General features: G+C 71.6%; 23 protein-coding genes. 15 read left to right on the top strand and 8 right to left on the bottom strand.

All coding sequences use genetic code 11. The annotated features are described in order from the left end of the window. Positions 1 to 90 precede the first annotated feature (90 nt). The 12 genes from pafA (at position 91) to OTB20_RS02795 (ending at position 11,731) form a co-directional block, all read left to right on the top strand. Positions 91 to 1,452 carry a Pup--protein ligase gene (pafA, locus tag OTB20_RS02850; protein WP_267814937.1) on the top strand — a complete coding sequence of 454 codons (1,362 nt, stop codon included), beginning with the start codon at positions 91 to 93 and terminating at the stop codon, positions 1,450 to 1,452. Between the two features lie 127 nt (positions 1,453 to 1,579). Continuing rightward, positions 1,580 to 2,524 carry an FKBP-type peptidyl-prolyl cis-trans isomerase gene (locus tag OTB20_RS02845; protein WP_267814935.1) on the top strand — a complete coding sequence of 315 codons (945 nt, stop codon included), beginning with the start codon at positions 1,580 to 1,582 and terminating at the stop codon, positions 2,522 to 2,524. A 49-nt stretch (positions 2,525 to 2,573) separates the two neighbouring features. Next, on the top strand, positions 2,574 to 2,951 hold the full coding sequence (locus OTB20_RS02840; protein WP_267756686.1) for an FKBP-type peptidyl-prolyl cis-trans isomerase: 378 nt from the start codon (positions 2,574 to 2,576) through the stop codon (positions 2,949 to 2,951). 145 nt (positions 2,952 to 3,096) lie between these two features. Further along, positions 3,097 to 4,059 carry a helix-turn-helix transcriptional regulator gene (locus tag OTB20_RS02835; protein WP_267814934.1) on the top strand — a complete coding sequence of 321 codons (963 nt, stop codon included), beginning with the start codon at positions 3,097 to 3,099 and terminating at the stop codon, positions 4,057 to 4,059. A gap of 79 nt (positions 4,060 to 4,138) precedes the next feature. After that, complete coding sequence (locus OTB20_RS02830; protein WP_267814932.1) at positions 4,139 to 5,125, top strand: helix-turn-helix transcriptional regulator; 987 nt, start codon at positions 4,139 to 4,141, stop codon at positions 5,123 to 5,125. A gap of 13 nt (positions 5,126 to 5,138) precedes the next feature. Beyond that, entirely contained in the window at positions 5,139 to 5,420 is a 282-nt protein-coding gene (locus tag OTB20_RS02825) for a hypothetical protein (RefSeq protein ID WP_420716305.1), read from the top strand. Between the two features lie 26 nt (positions 5,421 to 5,446). Next, positions 5,447 to 5,647 (top strand): hypothetical protein, encoded by a 201-nt coding sequence (locus tag OTB20_RS02820; RefSeq protein WP_267814931.1) that lies wholly within the window; start codon positions 5,447 to 5,449, stop codon positions 5,645 to 5,647. Positions 5,648 to 5,816: 169 nt separating this feature from the next. Further along, positions 5,817 to 6,113, top strand: a complete 297-nt coding sequence (gene tatA, locus OTB20_RS02815) for a Sec-independent protein translocase subunit TatA (protein WP_267815091.1) — start codon at positions 5,817 to 5,819, stop codon at positions 6,111 to 6,113. A 53-nt stretch (positions 6,114 to 6,166) separates the two neighbouring features. Then, on the top strand, positions 6,167 to 7,132 hold the full coding sequence (gene tatC, locus OTB20_RS02810) for a twin-arginine translocase subunit TatC (RefSeq protein WP_267814930.1): 966 nt from the start codon (positions 6,167 to 6,169) through the stop codon (positions 7,130 to 7,132). A gap of 22 nt (positions 7,133 to 7,154) precedes the next feature. Further along, positions 7,155 to 8,072, top strand: a complete 918-nt coding sequence (locus OTB20_RS02805) for a diacylglycerol kinase (protein WP_267814928.1) — start codon at positions 7,155 to 7,157, stop codon at positions 8,070 to 8,072. Between the two features lie 65 nt (positions 8,073 to 8,137). Next, entirely contained in the window at positions 8,138 to 10,990 is a 2,853-nt protein-coding gene (locus tag OTB20_RS02800; protein WP_267814927.1) for a DEAD/DEAH box helicase, read from the top strand. Positions 10,991 to 11,080: 90 nt separating this feature from the next. After that, a complete protein-coding gene (locus tag OTB20_RS02795) occupies positions 11,081 to 11,731 on the top strand; it encodes a TetR/AcrR family transcriptional regulator (RefSeq protein WP_267814925.1) in 651 nt (216 codons plus the stop codon). Here the strand turns inward: OTB20_RS02795 and OTB20_RS02790 are convergent. The 4 genes from OTB20_RS02790 to OTB20_RS02775 form a co-directional block, all read right to left on the bottom strand. Beyond that, positions 11,728 to 12,717 (bottom strand): RluA family pseudouridine synthase, encoded by a 990-nt coding sequence (locus OTB20_RS02790; protein ID WP_267814924.1) that lies wholly within the window; start codon positions 12,715 to 12,717, stop codon positions 11,728 to 11,730. The genes OTB20_RS02795 and OTB20_RS02790 overlap by 4 nt on opposite strands. Positions 12,718 to 12,734: 17 nt before the next feature. Continuing rightward, a complete protein-coding gene (locus tag OTB20_RS02785; RefSeq protein ID WP_267814923.1) occupies positions 12,735 to 14,279 on the bottom strand; it encodes a serine hydrolase in 1,545 nt (514 codons plus the stop codon). A 98-nt stretch (positions 14,280 to 14,377) separates the two neighbouring features. Next, the gene (locus OTB20_RS02780; RefSeq protein ID WP_267814922.1) at positions 14,378 to 15,226 is read right to left on the bottom strand and encodes a siderophore-interacting protein; all 849 of its coding nucleotides are present in this window, start codon (positions 15,224 to 15,226) and stop codon (positions 14,378 to 14,380) included. 61 nt (positions 15,227 to 15,287) lie between these two features. Continuing rightward, positions 15,288 to 16,193, bottom strand: a complete 906-nt coding sequence (locus OTB20_RS02775) for a 5'-3' exonuclease (RefSeq protein ID WP_267815090.1) — start codon at positions 16,191 to 16,193, stop codon at positions 15,288 to 15,290. A gap of 299 nt (positions 16,194 to 16,492) precedes the next feature. Between OTB20_RS02775 and OTB20_RS02770 the strand changes: the two genes are divergently transcribed. Further along, positions 16,493 to 17,041 (top strand): helix-turn-helix domain-containing protein, encoded by a 549-nt coding sequence (locus tag OTB20_RS02770; RefSeq protein ID WP_267815089.1) that lies wholly within the window; start codon positions 16,493 to 16,495, stop codon positions 17,039 to 17,041. 12 nt (positions 17,042 to 17,053) lie between these two features. Continuing rightward, a complete protein-coding gene (locus OTB20_RS02765; protein ID WP_267814921.1) occupies positions 17,054 to 17,773 on the top strand; it encodes a helical backbone metal receptor in 720 nt (239 codons plus the stop codon). 19 nt (positions 17,774 to 17,792) lie between these two features. Here the strand turns inward: OTB20_RS02765 and OTB20_RS02760 are convergent, their stop codons facing one another. After that, the gene (locus tag OTB20_RS02760; protein ID WP_267814920.1) at positions 17,793 to 18,944 is read right to left on the bottom strand and encodes a TDT family transporter; all 1,152 of its coding nucleotides are present in this window, start codon (positions 18,942 to 18,944) and stop codon (positions 17,793 to 17,795) included. A 70-nt stretch (positions 18,945 to 19,014) separates the two neighbouring features. On the opposite strand from OTB20_RS02760, the gene OTB20_RS02755 reads away from it, so the two are divergent. Continuing rightward, positions 19,015 to 19,956 carry a LysR family transcriptional regulator gene (locus tag OTB20_RS02755; RefSeq protein ID WP_267814918.1) on the top strand — a complete coding sequence of 314 codons (942 nt, stop codon included), beginning with the start codon at positions 19,015 to 19,017 and terminating at the stop codon, positions 19,954 to 19,956. A gap of 81 nt (positions 19,957 to 20,037) precedes the next feature. Here OTB20_RS02755 and OTB20_RS02750 read toward each other — a convergent pair whose 3' ends face one another. From OTB20_RS02750 to eat, 3 genes are all read right to left on the bottom strand, one after another. Continuing rightward, positions 20,038 to 20,613 carry a hypothetical protein gene (locus OTB20_RS02750; protein ID WP_267814917.1) on the bottom strand — a complete coding sequence of 192 codons (576 nt, stop codon included), beginning with the start codon at positions 20,611 to 20,613 and terminating at the stop codon, positions 20,038 to 20,040. 82 nt (positions 20,614 to 20,695) lie between these two features. Beyond that, on the bottom strand, positions 20,696 to 21,397 hold the full coding sequence (locus OTB20_RS02745; protein ID WP_267814915.1) for a gamma-glutamyl-gamma-aminobutyrate hydrolase family protein: 702 nt from the start codon (positions 21,395 to 21,397) through the stop codon (positions 20,696 to 20,698). Positions 21,398 to 21,431: 34 nt separating this feature from the next. Beyond that, positions 21,432 to 22,919, bottom strand: coding sequence for an ethanolamine permease (gene eat / locus OTB20_RS02740; RefSeq protein ID WP_267814913.1), 1,488 nt, complete (start codon positions 22,917 to 22,919; stop codon positions 21,432 to 21,434). Between the last annotated feature and the right edge of the window lie 50 nt (positions 22,920 to 22,969).

The raw sequence follows: 22,969 nt of genomic DNA, 5'->3' as shown, positions 1-22,969 counted from the left end.
GTGGGTGGTCCGGGGTGCTCTCGGGAAAATGATCGAAACGACGCCTGCGAACTCGGTTTCAGAACAGAGCAGAAGGCGTAATGTTCAGTCATGGACCGCCGCATTTTCGGGCTGGAGAACGAGTACGGCGTCACGTGCACGTTCAGGGGACAGCGCCGACTGTCTCCTGACGAAGTGGCGCGCTACCTCTTCCGCCGTGTTGTGTCATGGGGCCGCAGCAGCAATGTCTTCCTGCGGAACGGCGCCCGCCTCTACCTCGACGTGGGTTCGCATCCGGAGTACGCAACTCCCGAATGCGACAACCTGATCGAACTGGTCACCCACGACAAGGCCGGCGAGCGCATTCTCGAAGGCCTTCTCGTCGACGCCGAACGCCGCCTGCACGAGGAAGGAATCGCGGGCGACGTCTATCTGTTCAAGAACAACACCGACTCGGCGGGAAACTCGTACGGCTGCCATGAGAACTACCTGGTGGCCCGGCACGGGGAATTCTCCCGGCTGGCGGACATTCTGATCCCGTTCCTCGTCACGCGGCAGCTGATCTGTGGTGCGGGCAAGGTGCTGCAGACGCCGCGGGGTGCGGTCTACTGCGTCAGTCAGCGGGCGGAGCACATCTGGGAGGGCGTCAGCTCGGCCACGACCCGGTCGCGGCCGATCATCAATACGCGGGACGAGCCGCACGCGGACGCGGAGCGCTACCGGCGTCTGCACGTGATCGTGGGCGACTCGAACATGTCCGAGACGACCATGCTGCTGAAGGTCGGGGCCACCGATCTGGTGCTGCGCATGATCGAGGCGGGCACGGTGATGCGGGACATGACGCTGGAGAACCCGATCCGGGCGATCCGCGAGGTCAGTCACGACATCACGGGGCAGCGCAAGGTGCGCCTGGCGAGCGGCCGGGAGGCCTCGGCGCTGGAGATCCAGCGGGAGTACTACGACAAGGCGGTGGATTTCGCGGAGCGCCGGGGGATCCGCGAGGGCGTCGTGGACCAGGTGCTGGAGCTGTGGGGTCGCACGCTGGACGCCATCGAGGCGGAGGACCTGGACCGGATCGGGACCGAGATCGACTGGGTGATGAAGTACCAGCTGATCGAGCGGTACCGGGCGAAGCACAATATGACGATGTCGAACCCGCGGGTGGCTCAGATAGACCTCGCCTACCACGACATCCACCGCAGGCGCGGGCTGTACTACTTGCTGGAGCGCAAGGGGCAGGCGGCGCGGATCTGCAACGACCTCAAGATCTTCGAGGGCAAGTCGGTGCCTCCGCAGACGACGAGGGCGAGGCTGCGGGGCGACTTCATCCGTCGTGCGCAGGAGCAGCGGCGGGACTTCACGGTCGACTGGGTGCATCTGAAGCTGAACGACCAGGCGCAGCGCACGGTGCTGTGCAAGGACCCGTTCCGGTCGGTGGACGACCGGGTGGAGAAGCTGATCGCGGGGATGTAGCGCGCCGCGCAGCGCCGTGTGACATCGCACTGATCTTGGCCGGGGCCCCGTACGTATCTCGTACGGGGCCCTGTCCACGCCTTAGAGTGGCGGCGACCTTTAGTGCCGTCTGAGATCTGAGGAACACGTGCGCCGACTTGCCGGCCTGCTTGTCGTACCCCTTCTGCTGCTGTCGACAGCGGCGTGTGGCGACAGCGGCTCCGACTCCGACTCCGCCCAGATGAAGAACGGGGCGCCCGCGATCACGAAGGGCGCCAAGTTCGGGGAGACCCCCACGCTGTCGAAGGGGACGGGCACCCCGCCGAAGGAACTGAAGGTGGTGACCATCAGCGAGGGTGACGGCCCGGCGCTGAAGAAGGGCGACGTCGCCCAGGTCAACTACCTCGGCCAGGTCTGGGACGGCAAGGAGCCGTTCGACCAGAGCTTCGGCAAGGGCAAGCCGTTCGACGTGACCATCGGCGCGGGCCAGGTCATCAAGGGCTGGGACCAGGGCCTCGAGGGCAAGAAGGTCGGCAGCCGCCTGGAGCTCGTGATTCCGCCGGACCTCGGATACGGCGAGCAGGGCTCGGGCGAGAAGATCAAGGCGAACGCCACGCTGGTCTTCGTCGTGGACATCGTCAAGGGCACCGCCATCCCGGCTTCGGCCCAGGGCAAGGCGGTCCCGCAGGAAGACAAGAACCTGCCGACGGTCGGTACGAACACGGACGGCAAGGAAGTTTCCGTGGCCGTCCCGAAGGACGCCACGCCGCCGGCCAAGCTGGTGTCGAACTACGTCCTGGAGGGCGATGGCGCCGTCGTCAAGGACACCGACAGCGTCGTGGTCAAGTTCAACGGCAAGACCTGGAAGGACGACAAGACCTTCGAGAGCACCTACTCCACCGGGCAGTCGGTGACGTGGCCGCTGGCGGAGCTGTCGGTCAAGGGTCTGAAGGAAGGGATCGTCGGCAAGAAGGCCGGCAGCCGCATCCTGCTGGTCATCCCGCCGGACCAGGGTTTCGGTGACAAGGAGCAGGGCACGATCCCGGCCAACTCGACTCTGGTCTTCAGTCTCGACGTCGTCGCAGTGATGTAAGACTGTCCAGGTTGTACCCCCTGTTCGTAAGTTTTTGAGGAGCAGTTCCGTGAGCGACAAGCTCGAGAAGCCCGAGATCGACTTCCCCGAGGGCCCGGTCCCGACCGACCTCGTCATCGAGGACATCTGGGTCGGCGACGGCGCCGAGGCCAAGGCCGGCGCCGGCGTCTCCGTCCACTACGTGGGCGTGGCCTTCTCCACCGGTGAGGAGTTCGACTCCTCCTGGGGCCGCGGCGAGCCGCTGCGGTTCAAGCTCGGTATCGGCCAGGTCATCTCCGGATGGGACCAGGGCGTCCAGGGCATGAAGGTCGGCGGCCGTCGCAAGCTGACGATCCCGGCCCACCTGGCGTACGGCGACCGCGGCGCCGGCGCCGCCATCAAGCCGGGCGAGACGCTGATCTTCGTGTGCGACCTGATGGGCGCCTGATCGACCGGCTGTGAAGTGTGCGGGGCCCCTGCCGTCAGGCAGGGGCCCTCGCTTTTGCCCAGGCCCGCCGGGGCGGTACGGTCAGCGGTCACGAGGCTGTACCGGGGACACGCCTCGAAGGTCTGGGAAAGGCGGATGTGCGTCGATGGCGATTGCCAAGGCCGAGCGGCTGATGAATCTGGCGCTGTGTCTGCTGGGGACGCGCCGGCCGCTCAGCAAGCGGGAACTGCGCGGTTCCATCGAGGCGTACATGGAAGCCGGGAACGACGAGTCCTTCAACCGCATGTTCGAGCGGGACAAGGACGACCTGCGGGAGCTCGGGCTGGTCATCGAGACCGTCGAGAACCTGGAGGGCGATACCGGCTATCTGGCCCGCCGTGATTCCAACCGGCTGCCGCCCGTGGCGCTGGACGCCGAGGAGGCCGCGGCCCTGGGGCTCGCCGCCAAGGTCTGGCAGCAGGCGCGGCTCGCCGGCGCCGCCAGCGGCGCCCTGCAGAAGCTGCGGGCCGGCGGAATGCCGGAGGCCTCGGACCCGTACGAGGGCCAGCACAGTGCCATCGAACCGCGGATCCCGGTGCACGAGGCGGCGTTCGAGCCGCTGATGCTCGCCTGCCGCGACCGCCGCCCGGTCGTCTTCGACTACCGCAAGTCCACCGCCGCCCGCCCCGAGACCCGCCAGGTCGAGCCGTGGGCCCTGGAGTGCTGGCGCGGCCACTGGTACCTGGCGGGCTACGACCGCGACCGCGGGGCGGAGCGCGTGTTCCGGCTCTCCCGCATCACGGGCAAGGTCCGCTCGCGCGCCGCCAAGTACACCGCCGAGGTCCCGGACGTGGTGACCGTACGGGAGACCGTCGCGAGCTGGGCCGGGGAGAGCGCGGAGCGCTCCGCGCTGATCCGGCTGCGGGCCGGGGCGGGCTACCCGCTGCGGGCCAAGGCCGCGGCCGTGCGCGAGGGGGCCGGCGGCGAGGGCTGGGACGAGCTGGAGATCCCGTACGGGCACGGGCTCGACGCCTGGCTGGTGGAGTTCGGCCCCGATGTCGTGGTGCTGGAGCCGGCCGACCTGCGGGCCGACGTGGTGGACCGGCTGCGAGCCGTGGCCAAGGGCTGACCGGAGCGCGCGCAGCCGCGCGGAGCGGGTGGACCGGGCAAGACCAGTGAGCAACGCCCTGAGGGGGAGACGTACCAGCATGGCTGCCAACGCCATCGACCAGACGCGCCGGATGCTGTCCTTGGTGACGTACCTGCGCGAGCGCCCGGGTGCGCACGTCGCGGACGTGGCCCGGGCCTTCGGGATCACCGAGGACGAGCTGATCTCGGACCTCGACGTGCTGCCCATGTGCGGGACCAGCTTCCGGGGTGGTGACCTGCTCGACATCGACACCGACGGGGAGCGCATCTGGTGGCGCAACCCCGACGCCTCGGGGGAGTCCACCGCCGAACCGCTGCGGCTGGCCGCTGACGAGGCGACGGCCCTGCTGGTCGCCGCCCGCGCGGTGGCCACGCTGCCCGGGCTGCGCGAGGGGGACCGCGACGCCCTGCTGCGGGCCACCGCCAAGCTGGAGGCGGCCGCGGGCGAGGCCGCCGGGGCCAGTTCCCGGCTGTCGGTGACCTTCGAGTCCGAGGGCGGGGTCTTCGCCGACGTGGACCGGGCCATCGCCGAGCGGCGCCGGCTGTGGCTGCGCTACTACTCGCCCGCGCGCGACGAGCTCACCGAGCGCAAGGTCGACCCGATCCGGCTGTTCGCAGTCGGTCACACCTACATGGAGGGGTGGTGCCACCTCTCCGAGGCCCGGCGCACCTTCCGCCTGGACCGGGTGGCGGAAATCCGGCTGCTCGACGAGCGGGCGGACCCGCCCGCGATCGAGCCCCGGGACCTGTCCGAGGGGCTGGTCCAGCCGGCCGCCGAGGACCCGGAGGTCGTGGTCGAGGTCGGGCCCGGCGGGCGCTGGGTCGCCGAGTACTACCCGCACGACAGCGCCGAGGAGCTGCCCGAGGGGGGCTTGCGGATCACCTTGCGCAGCCCCGACCCGGCCTCGCTGCGCCGCCTCGCGCTGCGCCTGGGCCGCGAGGGGCGGATCGTGGCCCCGCAGGAGCTGGCGGACAGCGCGCGCCGGGCGGCCCGGGAGGCCCTCGCCGCGTACGAGGTCGGCGGCGCTGCCGGGGACCAGGGCTGAGGGGACGAGGGGGATGCGCACGATGTCGCCGACGTACGGCGCGCCGGAGGTGCCCGCGCAGGCCGTGCGGGCCGGCCGGGGCGACCCTGTCGCGTTCAAGGCGTCCTGTCCCGACTGCCGGGCCCGCTTCGAGCTGGACGCGGGCGCCCTGCGCCTGGCCATCGGCGGCAGTCGGCGTACGACCTTCTACTCCTTCACCTGTCCCGAGTGCGGGGCTCCGGTACGCAAACCGGCCGGTGAGCGGATCGTTGAACTGTTGACCGGTGGCGGAGTGAACACCCTGCGCAGCGTGTGAGCCGGTCGGTGGCCTAGGCTCCTCGCATGTTGTGGCCGATGTTCGCAATCGTTCTGGGCTTCCTCGGGCTCGCCGTCCTCGCCGTCCTCGCCGTGCGGGTCTTCGTGGAGGTGCGCAGGCTCTCCGTACAGGTGGCGGACGCCGGGCGCCGGATCGCGGAGGCCTCCGCGGACCTCGAGCGGGCAGCTACGGGCCTGTCCAGGGCCGGGCGCTCCGTGCGGCCATAGCCATCGTCGGGCAACCGTCGTACTGTCTGACCACGCAAGCGGTGATACCCCAGGGGATTGCCTGGCGTTAACCCCCGGGGGTTACGATCCATGTCAGAACGGTTTACCCACTTTCGGGCAGGCCGTCTTGATTACCACAATCAGCCGTCTCGGTGAGAAGGAAGACACAATTATGGGCAACCTGAAGCCCCTCGAGATCCTCCTGATCGTTGCCGTGATTTTCCTGCTGTTCGGTGCCAAGAAGCTTCCCGACATGGCCCGCTCGCTCGGCAAGTCCGCCCGCATCCTCAAGAGCGAGGCGAAGGCGATGAAGAAGGAGGGGGAGGCGGACGACGCCGCCACCGCCGCTTCCGTCGCCGACCCGGCCCCCCAGCAGACCGCGGCCCCGCGCACGATCCAGGCCTCGCCCGGTGACGTCACCAGCGCCCGCCCCGTGAACGAGCCCAACCACACCACGCAGGGCTGATCCCGGCCGGTCGCGGTCGTACCAGACATCTGCAACGAGACAAGGGACGTGGGTTGCTCAAGTCTGCCCGCAAGCAGGAGAAGCTGGACCAGAAGGCAAAGGACGCCGAAGGGCGGATGCCTCTCGTCGAGCACCTGCGTGAGCTGAGAAACCGGCTGCTGAAGTCGGTCCTTGCGGTCCTCGTGATCACGATCGTGGCCGCGTTCTTCTACAAGGACCTCATCGACTTCATGATGAAGCCGATCCTGGACTCCGTCGGCTGTACCAACGGCGTGGTCGAGCAGCGCAACGGGCATCCCTGCGCCGATATGACGGTCAACGGCCTCATCGCGCCGTTCTCCATCGCCCTGAAGGTGTCGCTCACCGCCGGTGTGGTGCTCTCGGCGCCGGTGTGGCTGTACCAGCTGTGGGCCTTCGTGGCTCCGGGGCTGCACAACCACGAGAAGAAGTACGCCGTGGCCTTCGTCGCGGTCGGCGCCCCGCTGTTCGGCGCCGGCGCGGTCCTCGCGTACAAGGTCCTGCCGCAGACCGCGGTGATCCTGCTGGAGTTCACCCCCGAGAACGCGCGCAACCTGCTGCCGGTCGACGACTACCTCGACCTGATCACGCGCATGGTCGTCGTCTTCGGCCTGGCCTTCGAACTGCCGCTGCTGCTGATCCTGCTCAACGTCACCGGGGCGCTGACCGCGAAGCGGCTCGCGAGCTGGTGGCGGGCCATGGTGCTGGGCATCACGGTCTTCGCCGCGTTCGCGACGCCCACCGGTGACCCGCTGACCATGCTGGCGCTGGCAGGGCCGATCGTCGCCCTGTACTTCGTCGCGCTCCTGGTCTGTTACCTGAACGATCGCAGGCGGGCGCGGAACAACCCCGACGCGGGCCTCGACGACGACGAGGCCTCCGAGGTCGACCTGACCCCGTCGGCGGTCGGCGACGTGGAGTCCGTACCGGCCCCGGGCAACCTGCCCGAGCAGGCCGACGGCGGGCGCCAGCGGATCAACGGTTACGACGACGCCACCTGATCCTGCGGGTAGATTCCCATGGGTGAGTTCTGAGATCGCCCTCTTCGTCAATCCCACCGCAGGAAGCGGCCGGGCCGCGCACGCCGCGCAGCCGGCCGCTTCCGCGCTTCGTGAGGCCGGTTTCTCCGTCCGCAGCGTGGTCGGCGTCGATGCCCCGGACGCCCTGGCCCGGCTGCGCACCGTCGTCCGCGAGGGCGCCGGAGCGGTGATCGCGGTCGGCGGCGACGGGATGGTCTCCCTCGCGCTGCAGGCCCTCGCCGGCAGCATGGTGCCGCTCGGGGTGGTCGCGGTGGGCACCGGGAACGATTTCGCGCGCGCGATGGGACTGCCCGTACGGGAACCCGCACGGGCGGGCCGGCTGGCCGCCGAGGCGCTCAAGGAGGGCCGGTTCCGCGAGATCGACCTCGGCCGGGTCCGCGGGACGGGCACGGGGCAGGGGCAGGCGGGCGGTACCTGGTACGGGACCGTCCTGTGCTCCGGTTTCGACTCGCGGGTCAACGACCGCGGCAACCGGATGCGGCTGCCGGCCGGCCGGTTCAAGTACGACCTGGCGATGGCCCTGGAGCTGGCTTCCTTCCGGCCCTTCCCGTACCGGATCACCCTGGACGGCGGCCCGGTCATCGAGACCGAGGCCACGCTGGTGGCCGTCGGCAACGGCTCGTCCTACGGGGGCGGCATGCGCATCTGCGCGGACGCGGTCCCCGACGACGGGCTGTTCGACGTCACGATCGTCGGCGACTGCAGCCGCACCACCTTGCTGAAGGTCTTCCCGCGGGTCTACAAGGGCACCCACCTCGATCATCCGAAGGTCACCGTCCACCGGGCCGCGAAGGTGACCCTGGAAGCGGCCGGTATCACCGCCTACGCGGACGGCGAGCCGCTGGGGCCGCTCCCGGTGAGCGCCGAGTGCGTCCCGGCGGCCCTGCGGCTCCTGGCGTAGGGCGTCCCGGCCCGGGCAAAAGATCGCGACTGTTGTCAGGGGCGGCGGGTAGGCTCGATAGCAAGATGACCGAAGAACTCTCACCCGCCGAGCGGTACGCCGCTGCCCGGATCCGCGCCGCCGAAGAGGCCTCCGCCCTGGCGCCTTTCCGCGAGATGTACGAATTCGACCTGGATCCCTACCAGATCGAGGCCTGCAAGGCGCTGGAGGCCGGCAAGGGCGTCCTCGTCGCCGCCCCGACGGGCTCGGGCAAGACGATCGTCGGCGAGTTCGCCGTGCACCTGGCCCTCCAACAGGGCCGCAAGTGCTTCTACACGACGCCCATCAAGGCCTTGTCGAACCAGAAGTTCGCCGACCTCGCCCGGCGCTACGGCGCCGACAAGGTAGGCCTGCTCACCGGCGACAACAGCGTCAACTCCGATGCTCCGGTGGTCGTCATGACCACCGAGGTGCTCCGCAACATGCTGTACGCGGGCTCGCAATCGCTGACCGGCCTGGGCTACGTGGTGATGGACGAGGTGCACTACCTCTCCGACCGGTTCCGCGGAGCCGTCTGGGAGGAAGTCATCATCCACCTCCCCGAGTCGGTGACCCTGGTCTCACTCTCCGCCACGGTCTCCAACGCCGAGGAGTTCGGCGACTGGCTCGACACCGTGCGCGGCGACACCCAGGTGATCGTCTCCGAGGAGCGGCCCGTACCGCTGTGGCAGCACGTCATGGCCGGCCGGCGGATCTACGACCTCTTCGAGGAGGAGTCCGACCACGGCGGCCGCGGTTCCGCGCGCCGTGAGGTCAACCCCGACCTGCTGCGGATGGCGCGGGAGGAGAACTCCAGCCGGTACAGCCCGAAGGACCGGCGGCGCGGGAAGATGGTCCGCGAGGCGGACCGCGAGCGCGAGCGGCGCTCGCGCGGCCGGATCTGGACCCCGTCGCGGCCCGAGGTCATCGCCCGTCTGGACGGCGACGGACTGCTGCCCGCGATCAACTTCATCTTCAGCCGGGCCGGCTGCGCGGCCGCCGTCCAGCAGTGCCTGTACGCGGGCCTGCGGCTCAACGACGACTCCGCGCGGGCCAAGGTGCGCGAGATCGTCGAGGCGCGGACCGCCTCCATCCCCACCGAGGACCTGCACGTCCTGGGCTACTACGAATGGCTCGAAGGCCTGGAGCGGGGCATCGCCTCGCACCACGCGGGCATGCTGCCCACCTTCAAGGAAGTCGTCGAGGAGCTGTTCGTACGGGGCCTGGTGAAGGCCGTCTTCGCCACCGAGACCCTGGCGCTGGGCATCAACATGCCGGCGCGCACGGTCATCCTGGAGAAGCTCGTCAAGTGGAACGGCGAGCAGCACGCCGACATCACCCCCGGCGAGTACACGCAGCTCACGGGGCGGGCCGGGCGGCGCGGCATCGATGTCGAGGGCCATGCGGTGGTGCTGTGGCAGCGGGGCATGGACCCGGCGGCCCTGGCCGGGCTCGCGGGTACCCGTACCTATCCGCTGCGCTCCAGTTTCAAGCCCTCGTACAACATGGCCGTCAACCTGGTCCAGCAGTTCGGGCGGCACCGCTCGCGCGAGCTGCTGGAGACCTCCTTCGCGCAGTTCCAGGCCGACCGCTCGGTCGTCGGGATCTCCCGGCAGGTACAGCGCAACGAGGAGGGCCTGGAGGGCTACCTGGAGGGCATGACCTGCCACCTCGGGAACTTCGAGGAGTACGCGCGGCTGCGCCGCGACCTCAAGGACCGCGAGACGGATCTGGCCAAGCAGGGTGCGGCCCAGCGGCGGGCGCAGGCGGCCGGTTCGCTGGAGAAGCTCAAGCCGGGCGACATCATCCAGGTGCCGACGGGCAAGTTCGCCGGGCTTGCCCTGGTGCTGGATCCGGGGGTGCCGGCCGGGCGTTCCAACGGGCACCGCGGGCACGAGTACACCGAGGGTCCGCGCCCGCTGGTGCTCACCGTGGAGCGGCAGGTCAAGCGGCTCGCCGCGATCGACTTCCCGGTCCCGGTCGAGGCCATCGAGCGGATGCGGATCCCCAAGACGTTCAACGCGCGTTCCCCGCAGTCCCGTCGGGACCTGGCGTCCCAGTTGCGGAGCAAGGCCGGGCACATCACCGTGGACCGGCCCGGGCGCGGCCGGGCGGCCGCGGCCGACGACCGGGAGATCGCACGGCTGCGCACCGAACTGCGGGCGCACGCCTGCCACGGCTGCGACGAGCGTGAGGACCACGCCCGTTGGGCGGAGCGCTACCACCGGCTCCAGCGGGACACGCGGCAGCTGGAGCAGCGCATCGAGGGCCGGACGAACACCATCGCCCGCACCTTCGACCGGATCCACGCGCTGCTGACGGATCTGGACTACCTGCGCGAGGACGAGGTGACCCCGCACGGGCGGCGGCTCGCACGGCTCTACGGAGAGCTCGACCTGCTGGCGTCGGAATGCCTGCGGGCCGGTGTCTGGGAGGGCCTGAGCCCGGCCGAACTGGCTGCCTGCGTCTCGGCGCTGGTCTTCGAGGCGCGGCAGTCCGACGACGCGGTGGCGCCGAAGGTGCCGGGCGGCGCGGCGAAGGCCGCGCTCGGCGAGATGGTCCACATCTGGGGCCGGCTCGACGCGCTGGAGGAGGAGCACGGCATCAACCAGGCGGAGGGGGTGGGCCAGCGCGAGCCGGACCTCGGCTTCGCGTGGGCGGTCTACCAGTGGGCCTCCGACAAGAGCCTGGACGAGGTGCTGCGCGAGGCGGAGATGCCGGCCGGTGACTTCGTGCGCTGGTGCAAGCAGGTCATCGACGTGCTGGGGCAGGTGGCCGCCGCGGCGCCCTCCTCCTCGGCTCCGCCCTCCTCGGAGGGAGGCAGCACGGTGGCTCGCAACGCCCGCAAGGCGGTGGAGGCGCTGCTGCGCGGTGTGGTGGCCTACAGCTCGGTGGGCTAGCCGGGCTTGTAGCTTCCTCCATAAGTGGTTGTGGCCGGATCTCATCTCTTGCCATGATCGATTCGGTGTGTCCCGTGCGAAAATCAAGCCATGACTGGTGGAACGGACGACGGGCCGAGACGGGTCGGTCGGCCTCGCGCCGATCAGCTGAGACCGGCGAGCGGACGGCCGCCGCGCGAGGAACTCCTCTACGCGGCGGCCGAATTGTTCACGGTGAAGGGGTACGCGGCCACCACCACGCGGGCGGTGGCCGAACGGGCCGGAATGCGCCAGGCCACGATGTACCACTACTTCGGCGGCAAGGAGGAACTCCTCGCCGAACTCCTGGAGTCCACGGTCGCGCCCTCCCTGGAGCTGGCCCGCCGGCTGGTCCAGGAAACGGACCGGCCCGCCGGCCGCCGGCTCTGGGAGCTGTGCCGCTCGGACGTGCTGCTGCTGTGCGGGGGGCCGTACAACCTGGGCGCGCTCTACCTGTTGCCCGAGGTCTCCGGTGCGCGCTTCGCCCGCTTCCGCCGGATGCGCCAGGAACTCAGGGGCGGCTACCGGGAGTTGCTCGACGGAACCCGCGTGGGGGCCGAACTCGCCGATGACCGGGCCGGACTGGTGCTCCGCAACGACCTGGTCTTCGGCCTCATCGAAGGCGTGATGCTGATCCACCGCTCCGATCCGGCGCGCCCGGTGGCCGCCTTCGCGGAGGCCACCGCCGACGCGGCGCTGCGGATCGCGGGCGTCGGCGTCTAGGACAACGGCGCCAGGGGTTCCCCCGGGGTTGCTCCCTCTTCCCAGCCGGGCCGGTCCTCCCAGGCCCGCAGGGTCCGGCCGCTCTCGATCCGGTGCGCGATCCCGGTGACGGGATCGGTGAACTCCAGGGTGCGGGCCAGGAGCTGGAGGGGACGCCGGTAGTCGTCGGGCGCCGGATCGTGGACCACCGGGTAGACCGGGTCGCCCAGGATCGGCAGGCCCAGGCTGTTCATGTGCACCCGCAGCTGGTGGGTGCGCCCGGTGTGCGGAGTCAGCCGGTAGCGCCCGGTGTCCCCCTTGACCGCGAGGAGTTCGGCCAGGGTCTCGGCGTTGGGCTCGGCGCCGGCGACCTCCGTCGCCGCCATCACCCCGCGGACCTTCTCGATGTGGCTGCGCAGGGTCCGGGGGAACTCCACCGCCGGGTCGTGGGGCGCGAGCGCCTCGTACTCCTTGCGGATCCGCCGCTCCTGGAACATCAGCTGGTAGGCACCCCGGTCCTCGGGGCGGATGCTGAACAGCACCAGCCCGGCGGTCATCCGGTCCAGCCGGTGCGCAGGGCTCAGCGCGGGCAGCCCGAGCTCGACCCGGAGGCGGGCCAGGGCCGTCTGGAAGACGTGGCTGCCACGCGGGGTGGTGGCCAGGAAGTGCGGTTTGTCGGCCACCAGCAGGTGCTCGTCGCGGTACACGACCCCGATGGGGAAGGGCACCACGGGCTCGGGCGGCATGTCCCGGTGGAACCACAGGAAGGCGCCGGGCTCGTACGGGTCCCGCGGGCGCAGCACCCGGCCGCCGGTGGCCAGGACCCGGCCGGATCGCAGCAGGCGGTCCATCGACTCGGCGCCGCGCGTGCCCTCGTAGCGTGCCGTGAGGTAGGAGCCGAGGTCCGGCCACGTCCCGCCCGGGTCGGGGGGCAGCCGCATGCGGACCGGGTCGATTCCGGACACCTGGGGCAGGGGCGCGTCGGGGATGTGGGATCTGCGCTTCACCGGCACAGGCTATGCGGCTATCCGCCGGTGAAGGTCCCCAGGTGGTCGGCGTCCAGGTACTCGACGCGGACCGTGCGGTCGGCAGGGGAGAAGAACACACCGGTGCGGCCGACCGAACTCTCCCCGGCGGTCTCGTAGCTGAAGGTGTCCCCGTCGTAGTGGGTGAGGGGGAAGACCATCGGCCCCGGGCCGAGGGACAGCGTCAGCCCGCCCTCGGCCGTGGACGCCACGGTCGCCTTGCCGTAGTAGGGGTTCGCGTACGTTCCGGTGTACGCGGAGTCCTCCCGGGCGGGCTTGCCATCGGTGGGTGGGCGGGCGTAGTCGGTGGGGGAGCGGCCCTGCGCGTTCAGCTGGGCGTAGAGGGAGCCGGTCAGGGCCAGCCAGTCGGTGGAGGGCTTCGCGTGTTCGGCGGTGTCGAAGAAGTCGGCGGCGACGGCGTCGGGGAGGCCGATGGGTGCGCCGTTGGTGAGGACGACGATGCCGAGCTTCTCCAGGGGAAGCATGGTGACGCTGGTGTTGGCGCCGAGGTCGAAGGCCCCGGAGTGGCTCAGGCGCAGGCGGCCCGCGTCGTCGTAGCCGACGTTCCAGCCCAGCCCGTAGAAACCGGTCCGGGCGGTGGGGGAGGCGGGCGGCTGCGAGACGATCTCGGGGACGTGGGTGCGGGCGAGGGTGTCGGCGGGGACGATCCGCTTGCCGTCGAGGGTGCCGCCGGAGAGCTGGAGCCGCAGCCAGCGGGACATGTCGCGGGCCGAGCTGCTCACACCGCCGGCCGGGGCCTGGGCGTCGGGCTCGCGGACGAAGCGGGGGCTCCAGGTGCCGTCGGGGTTCTTCACGTGCGTGGCGGCGTGGTCGGGGGCGTCCACGAAGGCCTGGAACTCGGTGCTGGTGCGGGTCATGCCGGCGGGCTTGAAGAGGGTGTCGGCGCTGAGCTTCTGCCAGGTGGTGCCTTGGGAGCGGGCGATCGCCTCGGCTGCGGCCGTGAGCCCGTAGTTGGTGTAGGCGTAGCTCGCGCGGAAGGGGGTCAGGGGCGCCATGCGCAGGTGGTCGAGGATGTACGCCTGGTCGTAGCCGAGGTCTTCGAGGAGGTCGCCGGCGTGGTCGGGCAGGCCGCTGCGGTGGGAGAACAGGTCGGCGGTGGTGACGTGGGAGGTCACCCACGGGTCCCCGAGGGCGAAGCCGGGTAGTGGCACGTGCCGGTCCCAGTCGGCGGGTTCTTTGAGGACCCCCGCGACGACGGTGGAGGAGACCGGTTTGGAGAGGGAGGCGATCTGGAAGACCGTGTCGGGGCCCACGGCGGCCTCGTCGCCGACGCGTCGCAGGCCGAACCCCTTGAGGTAGACCACTTTGTCGTCGTGGACGACGGCGACGGAGACTCCCGGGACTCCCGTGCGGCGCATCATCTCGGCGACGGTCCCGTCGAGGCGCCGCACCGCCGTGTCGACCTGGGCGTCCGTGAGCTGGGCCGTGGGCGCGGGTGGCGGGCTCGGAGCGGCCGCCGCCGTCCCGGCCGTGGCGAGGAGGGCGGCCGCTCCGGCTGCCGTGAATGCGCGGAGCTTACGCATGGCCCCATTGTGCCGCCGACCGGGTGACACCGCCTTGCGAGCGCATCGCCCCTGGGAGGGAGCCGCCGCGTCCCCGGTTGGCCGGGTTCGCCGCCGCGTCAGGACGAGGCGCCGGCCAGGGGGCGTTCCTGCTCGGCTTCGACTTCCGCGTTCCAGTCCCGCTTGCTCGCGCGCCAGCCCTCGTCCGTCTGGCCGAGGCGCCAGTAGCCGGAGATGGACAGGCGCTCGCGGGCGATGCCGCGGTCGACGCGCAGGTGGTGGCGCAGGGATTTGACGAAGCCCGCTTCGCCGTGCACGAAGGCGTGCACGTCGGAGGAGGGGAAGGACAAGGCCTGGACGGCCTCGGTCAGCGCCTCCCCGATCGGGCGGGAGCCCCGGTGGATCCAGACCGGGACGGTGCCGTCGGGGGTGGAGATCTTCAGCTCGTCGTCGGAGCCCTGGACCTCCACGAGCGCGTGCACCCGCGCCCCGGCGGGCATCCGCTCCATGGCCGCGCCGATCGCCGGCAGGGCGCTCTCGTCGCCGACCAGCAGGTGCCAGCCGGCGGCCGGGTCCGGGGTGTAGGCGCCGCCCGGCCCGAGGAAACGTACGAGTTCACCCGGTTGGACGCCGGCGGCCCAGGGGCCGGCCAGTCCCTCGTCGCCGTGGACGACGAAGTCGAGGGTCAGCTCCAGGCGGGCCGGGTCCCAGGCGCGCACCGTGTACGCCCGCTGGCGCGGCCATTCCTCGCGCGGGTGCTCCGCACGGATCCGGTCCAGGTCCCAGGGGGTGGTGTAGGCGACGCCGTCCGGCGCGAAGAGGATCTTCACGTAGTGGTCGGTGAAATCGCCCGCGCCGAATCCGGCCAGACCCGCACCGCCCAGGACGATCCGCACCATGTGCGGGGTCAATCGCTCGGTGCGCACGACGACTGCGGTGCCGACCTTGCGGACGCGTCCTTCTGCCACGACGTCTCCCTGACTTTCCGACCCTGACTCCGTGAAGCTTAGGATTACCTAAGTTAGCACCTCAAGGGCGCAGTGCGCTGCTCAGACGTTCCACTGCTCCACCCAGGCCCCACCGGTGGGCGAGTGCGGCGGCAAGATCCGGCTGGGCGTGAACGCCCGGGAGCGCCGGGTCGAACGGCGGCAGCGGGACGTCCGAGGCGACCTGCACCACCTTGGGGGCCACCGCCAGATACGGCCTGGACTCGTCCAGCCGCTTGCGCTGGGTGGGGGTGAGCTTCGACTTCGGGTCGTCGATCGCCGCGATGATCCCGGCCAGGTTCCCGTAGGCGTCCAGCAGCTTCGCCGCCGTCTTCTCGCCGATGCCGGGGACGCCCGGCAGGCCGTCGCTCGGGTCCCCGCGCAGCAGCGCCAGGTCCGCGTAGCCGGGGCCGTCCACCCCGTACTTCTCGCGCAGCCACCCCTCGTCGGTCACCTGGAGGGTGCCCACGCCTTTCAGCGGGTACAGGACCCGGCGCTGCTTCGCGTCGTCGACCAGCTGGTACAGGTCCCGGTCGCCCGTGACGATGTCCACCGGGCCGGTGGCGCGGCCGGTGAGGGTGCCGATCACGTCGTCGGCCTCGTAACCGGCGACGCCCACCCGCGCGATGCCGAAGGCGTCCAGGGCCGCTTCGATGATCGGGACCTGCGGGGCCAGGGTGTCCGGGGTCTCCTCGAGGTCCGGGCCGTTCTCCGTCTCCTGCGCGACCCGGTGGGCCTTGTAGGACGGGATCAGTTCCACCCGCCAGTGGGGCCGCCAGTCGGCGTCCATGCACGCCACCAGGTCGTCGGGCCGGTGGTCCCGCACGAGGCGGCCGATGAAGTCGAGCAAGCCGCGGACGGCGTTGACCGGAGTGCCGTCGGGGGCCTTCACGGAGTCCGGCACACCGAAGTACGCGCGGTAGTAGAGGGAAGCGGTGTCCAGGAGCATCAGGCGTCGAGTCGTCGTCACGGTCACGATGATGCACTGAGGGCAAACGGAAAGTGGCGCGGGTGCGGCCTCCTCGGCCCTTGAACGCGAAACCGGGGCCGGTTGCTGCGTAAGGTGCTTACAGCACACCGATTGCGGTGTGCGACGGACCGGGACAAGGGGAGGGCAGCCCCGCCATGGACGACAGGGACGGCACCAAGGGCAAGAGCGGCACCGACGCCAAGAACGGACGCGGAGCGACGGCCGGCGCGGACGACAAGGAGCGGGACAGGGACAAGGACTCCAGGGAACCGCTCCGGGTGGGTGTGGCCGTGCGCAAGAGACGCCGGGCGCTGCACCTGACCCTGGCCGCCGTGTCCGCGCGCAGCGGACTGTCGGTTCCCTTCCTGAGCCAGATAGAGAACGAGCGGGCCCGGCCCAGCATGCGTTCCCTGGAGCGGGTCGCCGACGCGCTGGAGACCACGGCCGTCGATCTGCTGGCCGCTTCCGACACCGCGCGCACCGTGGACCTCGTACGGGCCGGCGACGAGTCCGGGCTCACCCCCGTACCCGGCGTACGGGCCCTCGTACGCGGACACCACCAGCTGCACGCACTGGAGTTCACCGGTGACCAGGACGCGGGCCGCGAGTACCAGCACCGCAACGACGAGCTGATGTACGTGGTCTCGGGCGCCTGCCAGGTGGAGGCCGAGGGGCGGGCGTACCGGCTGGAGAACGGCGACGCGCTGTTCCTGTCCGGTGGCGTGCGCCACCGCTGGCGGGCCGTCACCGAGGACACCCGGATCCTGATCGTCGCGGTCGGCGAACACATCCACGCGACCTCCGAACCGCCCTCGCCCGGACGCTGAGCGCTGACCGGGATGCGGGTGGTCTCGCTGGTGCCGTCCCTGACCGAGGCGGTGGCCGTGAGCGCGCCCGGAGCGCTGGCCGGAGTGACCGACTGGTGCACCCACCCGGCCGGCCTCGGGGACGTGGTGCGCATCGGGGGGACGAAGAACCCCGACGTACGCGCGATCGCGGAGCTGCGCCCGGATCTGGTCCTCGCCAACGAGGAGGAGAACCGGGCCCCGGACCTGGCGGCGCTGCGGGCGGCCGGGCTGGAGGTCCTGGTCACCGAGGTACGCGACCTCCCGCAGGCGTTCGGTGAACTGGACCGGGTCCTGGTGGGGGCCATGGGGCTGGAGCGGCCCGGGTGGCTGGCGGACGCGGAGGCCGCGTGGGCCCGGGTGGAACCCGCCGGGGAGCCGCGGACGGCCTTCGTGCCGATCTGGCGACGGCCCTGGATGGTGCTGGGCCGCGATACGTTCGCGGGGGACCTGCTGGCCCGTCTCGGCGTGCGCAACGCCTACGCCGGGCACGCGGAGCGGTATCCGAAGATCGCCGCGGCCGAGCTGGCCGCCGTCGGCTGCGAGCTGGTGGTCTTCCCCGACGAGCCGTACGCCTTCGCCCCCGGGGACGGGCCCGAGGCCTTCCCCGGGATCCCCGCCGCGTTCGTCGACGGCCGCCATCTCACCTGGTACGGCCCCTCGCTGGCCGAGGCCCCGGCGGCCTTGGCGGCGGCCCTGCGCGCCGCGGGGTAGGCGACCTGGCCGCCCAGGCTCAGACGGCCGGTGTCCGGACCGTGGCGGGCGCGGCCAGGAGGCGGCCGGTGACCAGGCCGCGCAGGGTGTTCGCGGCGGCCAGCAGCCAGGCCGTCAGCAGGGCCAGGAAGAGGGCCGCGGCCAGCCAGGAGAAGGCGGCGAGCCCGGTGTGCCGGGCCAGTCCGGCCGCACCGGTGACGCAGGTGCCGACGGGGAAGGTCAGCGCCCACCAGGTCATGGCGAACCCCATGCCGCCCCGGGCGGCCCGCACCAGCATCGCCGCCGCCAGCGCCAGCCACAGCAGGGCGAAGCCCATCACGGGGACCCCGTAGACGACCGCGAAGGCGGAGAGGGCGCCGGAGTAGGGGCCGGCCATCGACCGGGGAGCCATGTCCGCGAGCGAGTTCACCGCGGTGGTGGACTGGCCGAGGGGGCCCAGGACCAGGAACAGGGTCGGGGTGAGGACCAGGGGGAGGGGGCCGCTGATGATCAGCCGGCCGAAGATCAGGGGGAGCAGCAGCAGGGTGGCGAGCAGGCTGAGGCCGAACATGGCGTAACAGCCGAGCAGCATGGCCTCGCGGGCCTGACCGGCGGGGAGGTGGGGGATGAGCAGGGGGCCGAGCGCCGCGGAGACCATGGGGGCGACCACGGGGAGCAGCCAGACCGGGGTGGCCTGGTGGGCCTCGACCTTGTGGCGGACCACCATCAGGTAGGGGACGGCGACGGCGGCGAGGAGGCCTGTCGCGGTGCCGGCGGTGAACAGGACGGTGTCCACGGCGACGGCGGCGGGAACTCCGATGAGGTCCTTGCCGACGATGAGGGCGCCGCCGCCGACGGCCAGCAGGGCCATGGCGAGGCAGCCGTAGAAAGGGGCCACGGCGGGGTCCAGGAGGTGGGCGCGGGCCTGGTCGCGGTGGTGGAGCCAGTGCCCGGCCCGGGCGGTCAGCAGGACGGCGAGGGCGGTGGCGGCCAGCACCCAGAAGATCTGGCAGACCACGCGCTGGCCGGGGAGCTGGTAGGGGAGGGTCGCGCCGGCGTTGGCGATGATCGCGGTGCCCATGACGCAGGCGTACCAGTTGGGGCCGAGGTGACGCAGGGCGGGAGCCTTGTGGGCTCCGGCGCGGGGGGTCCCGGGGGTGGTGGGACGGGGTCGTACGAGGGTGGTGGCCATGGGTCCAGCGTCCCGCCGGGCGGGGCCGGACGGCAGAGGGTCCGTTCCTATGAGGGCATAAACTGAAGTTATGGGTAATGGGCGCGGTACCGAAGAGTGGACCGAAGGGCAGGTTCCGCTGGCACACCGGGTCCCGGACCTGGGGGCCATGGAACTACTGATCGCGGTCGCACGCGTCGGCAGCCTGAGCGGCGCCGCCCGGCGGCTCGGAATCACCCAGCCCGCCGCCAGCAGCCGGATCCGGGCGATGGAGACCCGGCTCGGGGTCGCACTCGTGGACCGCTCCCCGCGCGGCTCGACGCTGACCCGGGAAGGCGCGCTGGTCACGGACTGGGCCCGGCGGGTCGTCGAGGCGGCCGAGGCCTTCGACGCGGGCGCGCAGGCGCTACGGGGCCGCCGCGACTCCCGGCTGCGGGTCGCGGCCAGCATGACCATCGCGGAGTACCTGCTGCCCGGCTGGCTGATCACGCTGCGCGGGCAGCGGCCCGACACGGCGGTGTCCCTGCACGCGGGGAACTCGGCGGCCGTCGCGGAGCGGGTCCTCACGCACGAGGCGGACCTCGGCTTCGTGGAGGGCCTCAGCGTGCCCGAGGGGCTCGACGCGGCGGTGATCGCCCAGGACCGGCTGGTGGTGGCGGTGGCTCCGGGACACCCGTGGGCGCGGCGTTCGCGCGGGGTCGAGGCGGCCGAGCTGGCGGCGACCCCGCTGATCCTGCGGGAGCGGGGCTCGGGGACCCGGCAGGTCCTGGACGCGGCGCTGGCCGGCTGCGGGGGGCTGGCGGAGCCGCTGCTCGAACTGGCCTCCACCACGGCGGTCAAGGCAGCGGCGCTGAGCGGGGCCGGGCCGTGCGTGCTGTCGGAACTGGCGGTCAGGGACGAGCTGGCGGGGCGACGGCTGGTGTCCGTGCCGGTCCTCGGTACGCCCCTGGACCGGGCGCTGCGCGCGGTGTGGCCCGCGGGCTCCCGCCCGGCGGGCCCGGCGCGGGACCTGCTGTCGCTGACCCGGCACTGACCGCCGGACTGACCCGGCCCGCCGGACCGGCCCGCCGCGTAGGGCCACGGGCGGGGCCGCGGCCCAAGGGCAAGGCCCGGGTCAGCCCGGGGACATGCCCCGTTCGACGTCGACGTAGTGGCGCATGCGGTACTCCGTTTCGGCCACGACGGCCCGCGGGCACGCGCGGCGCAGTTCCTCCACCAGGGGCCGGACGGCGGCCGTGGAGATCCCGTGCGCGGCGTACGTGGTGCGGGTGGTTCCGCCCACCTCCAGGATCAGCACCATCTCGTCGGTCTCGGTCCGCTCGTCGTCCTCGCCGGCCTCCACCATGACCCTGGAGACCGCCCCGACCTGCAGCGGGCGCACCGCGGTGACGGCGTCCAACGGGTAGGCGCGGGTGCGGCCGTACCGCTGGCGCAGCAGGAGCCCTTGCCGGGAGCCGGTCTCCACCCGCACCTCGGTCACGGTCCTCCACGTGCGGACCCAGCCCCGTCCCCAGAACACGATCGCGAAGGCGGTACCGAGTCCGAGGGGCTGGGCAACGGACGGTGCGAGGAAGGCGAGCAGCACCGTCAGCGGCGTCAGCACGCAGACGGGGAACGCTCCCCCTTCGAAGATCCACTGCTTTTGGTGCCCGGCCCGCCAGCGGAACACCGGGGTTCCCGTGTCGTCCATCCCCCCAGCATGGGCGTCCGGGGCCCGCCCCCGCCACCCTCCGGACACAAGCCGGACGACGGCGCGGGCGGGTGACGGCCGGTCAGGCGGGGACGGAGCAGATCGAGGCCGCCGCGACCAGGGCGGACATCACGCGGGTGTCCTCGTCGAGTTCCGGGTGCCACTGGACGCCCAGGGCCCAGTGCGCGGGGTCGGCGAGCTCGATCGACTCCACCGTGCCGTCGGCCGCGTGGGACGAGGCGATCAGGCCCCGGCCCAGCCGGTCCGCGGCCTGGTGGTGGTAGGTCGGGACGTGCGACTCCTCCGGGACCAGCGCCGCGTACAGCGTGCCGGGGACCGGGCGGACCGAGTGCCAGGAGATCACCCCCGGGACCACGGCGTGGCCGTCGATGTGCTGGATCAGGGTCCCGCCCAGGGCCACGTTCAGTGCCTGCATCCCACGGCAGATGCCGAGGAGGGGCGTACGGGAGGACAGGGCCGCGGAGATCAGGGAGAGCTCCCAGTCGTCGCGCAGGGTCGCCGCCGGTCCGGTGCGGGGATCGCGCGCGGCCCCGTAGCGGGCCGGGTCCACGTCCGGCCCGCCCGCGACGACCAGCCCGTCGAGCCGGGCCAGTACCTCCGCCGCCGCCTCCGGTTCGTCCGGCGGCAGCAGGACGGCGCTGCCGCCCGAGGCCTGGACGAGTCGGTGGTACCCGGTGGGCACGAGGGCCGTGGGGACGTCCCACACCCCGTAGCGGGTGGATTCCTCGACGTAGGTGGTGATGCCGATGAGCGGCCTGGGCACGGGGGATACCTCCGAAAAGGGCGGCGGGCGGGGATCAGTCGCGGGAGAGCTCGGCCTCGGCTTCCGCCAGCGCCGCGAACTCCTCCTCCGGCGCGGAGGCCACCAGGTGGTGCCGACTGTAGAACGCGAAGTAGGCGAGGGCGACGGCGTACACGGCCAGGGCGATGAATGCCGCGTCCTTGTCCACCAGGAAGGTGGCGACCAGGGCCGAGAGGGCCAGTACGAGGGCCACCGTCGAGGTCGCCATGCCGCCCGGCGTGCGGTACGGGCGCTCCAGGCCGGGCTCGCGGCGCCGCAGCACGATGTGGGAGAGGGCCATCAGCGCGTAGGAGATGGTCGCGCCGAACACCGCCATGTTCAGCATGCGCGGGCCGTTGCCGGTGGCGGCGGCCAGGGCGAAGCCGATGGCGCCGGGGATGAGCAGACCCAGGTACGGGGCCTTGCGCTTCGAGGTCAAGGACAGGAAGCGCGGGAGGTAGCCCGCCCGGGAGAGGGCGAACAGCTGGCGGGAGCCGGCGTAGATGAGGGAGAAGAAGGAGGCCACGAGCCCGGCCAGACCGGCGTAGTTGACGAAGGTCTTCAGCCAGGAGAGGCCGGGGTCGCCCTCCAGGGCGACGACGAGCGGGTTGCCCGCGTCCTTGATGGCGTCGGCTCCGCGCGCACCGGTCGAGGCGAGGAAGGTGACCAGGGCGAGCAGGACCAGGATGCCCATGGAGATCGACAGGGCGCGCGGCACCGAGCGGACCGGGTCCTTGGCCTCCTCGGCGGCCAGCGGCACGCCCTCGACGCCGAGGAAGAACCACATGCCGAAGGGGAACGCGGCCCAGATGCCGAGGAAGCCCAGCGGCAGCCAGGAGCTCGAGCCGGCGGCGGTGGTGTCGACGGCGATGTTGTCGAGGTTGGCGGGGTCGAACTGGGTGAACGCGCCGACGGCGAAGACGATCAGCGCGATCACGGCGATGGCGGTGACCACGAGCGAGAAGCTCAGCGCCTCGCCCACGCCCCACAGGTGGATGCCGATGAAGACGGCGAAGCAGGCGAGGTAGACGGGCCAGCCCGAGGTGAGGCCGAAGAGGTTGAGGGACTCCACGTAGTCGCCGATGAAGATGGCGATGGCGGCCGGGGCGAGGATGTACTCGATGAGGATCGCGGTGCCGGTGAGGAAGCCGCCCCAGGTGCCGAGCGCCCGGCGGGCGAAACCGTAACCGCCGCCGGCGGTGGGCAGGATCGCGGAGAGTTCGGCGAGGGAGTAGACCAGGCACGCGTACATCGCGCCCATCAGGACGGTGGCGATGGCGAGGCCGCCGAAACCGCCTTGGGCGAGGCCGATGTTCCAGCCGGAGAAGTCGCCGGAGACCACGTACGCGACGCCGAGACCGGTCAGCAGCAGCCAGCCGGCGCTGCCGCGGCGCAGGGTGCGGCGCGCCAGGTAGCCGTCGGCGCCGTTCTCGGGGGCAGAGTTCTCGAGGGACGTGGTGGGTTCGGGTACGGCTGCCAGCCGTGCGCCGGTGTCGTCGGCCATGTGCGCTCCTGCCTAGGGCAATGGTTGTGTGGCGTACCTTTGCCTCTCGG

It is taken from the genome of Streptomyces sp. H27-H1, from assembly GCF_026627445.1.
Taxonomy (GTDB): Bacteria; Actinomycetota; Actinomycetes; order Streptomycetales; family Streptomycetaceae; genus Streptomyces.
This window is presented reverse-complemented; position numbering and strand designations above follow the sequence as displayed.

Bases quoted from the DNA above. Each gene is read 5' to 3' on its own strand.
- OTB20_RS02800 (WP_267814927.1), top strand. From the start codon at position 8,138: ATGACCGAAGAACTCTCACCCGCCGAGCGGTACGCCGCTGCCCGGATC.
- OTB20_RS02765 (WP_267814921.1), top strand. From the start codon at position 17,054: ATGCGGGTGGTCTCGCTGGTGCCGTCCCTGACCGAGGCGGTGGCCGTG.
- OTB20_RS02820 (WP_267814931.1), top strand. From the start codon at position 5,447: ATGTTGTGGCCGATGTTCGCAATCGTTCTGGGCTTCCTCGGGCTCGCC.
- OTB20_RS02750 (WP_267814917.1), bottom strand. From the start codon at position 20,613: ATGGACGACACGGGAACCCCGGTGTTCCGCTGGCGGGCCGGGCACCAA.
- OTB20_RS02825 (WP_420716305.1), top strand. From the start codon at position 5,139: ATGCGCACGATGTCGCCGACGTACGGCGCGCCGGAGGTGCCCGCGCAG.
- OTB20_RS02835 (WP_267814934.1), top strand. From the start codon at position 3,097: ATGGCGATTGCCAAGGCCGAGCGGCTGATGAATCTGGCGCTGTGTCTG.
- OTB20_RS02795 (WP_267814925.1), top strand. From the start codon at position 11,081: ATGACTGGTGGAACGGACGACGGGCCGAGACGGGTCGGTCGGCCTCGC.
- OTB20_RS02785 (WP_267814923.1), bottom strand. From the start codon at position 14,279: ATGCGTAAGCTCCGCGCATTCACGGCAGCCGGAGCGGCCGCCCTCCTC.
- pafA (WP_267814937.1), top strand. From the start codon at position 91: ATGGACCGCCGCATTTTCGGGCTGGAGAACGAGTACGGCGTCACGTGC.
- OTB20_RS02755 (WP_267814918.1), top strand. From the start codon at position 19,015: ATGGGTAATGGGCGCGGTACCGAAGAGTGGACCGAAGGGCAGGTTCCG.
- OTB20_RS02775 (WP_267815090.1), bottom strand. From the start codon at position 16,193: ATGCTCCTGGACACCGCTTCCCTCTACTACCGCGCGTACTTCGGTGTG.
- eat (WP_267814913.1), bottom strand. From the start codon at position 22,919: ATGGCCGACGACACCGGCGCACGGCTGGCAGCCGTACCCGAACCCACC.
- OTB20_RS02830 (WP_267814932.1), top strand. From the start codon at position 4,139: ATGGCTGCCAACGCCATCGACCAGACGCGCCGGATGCTGTCCTTGGTG.
- OTB20_RS02760 (WP_267814920.1), bottom strand. From the start codon at position 18,944: ATGGCCACCACCCTCGTACGACCCCGTCCCACCACCCCCGGGACCCCC.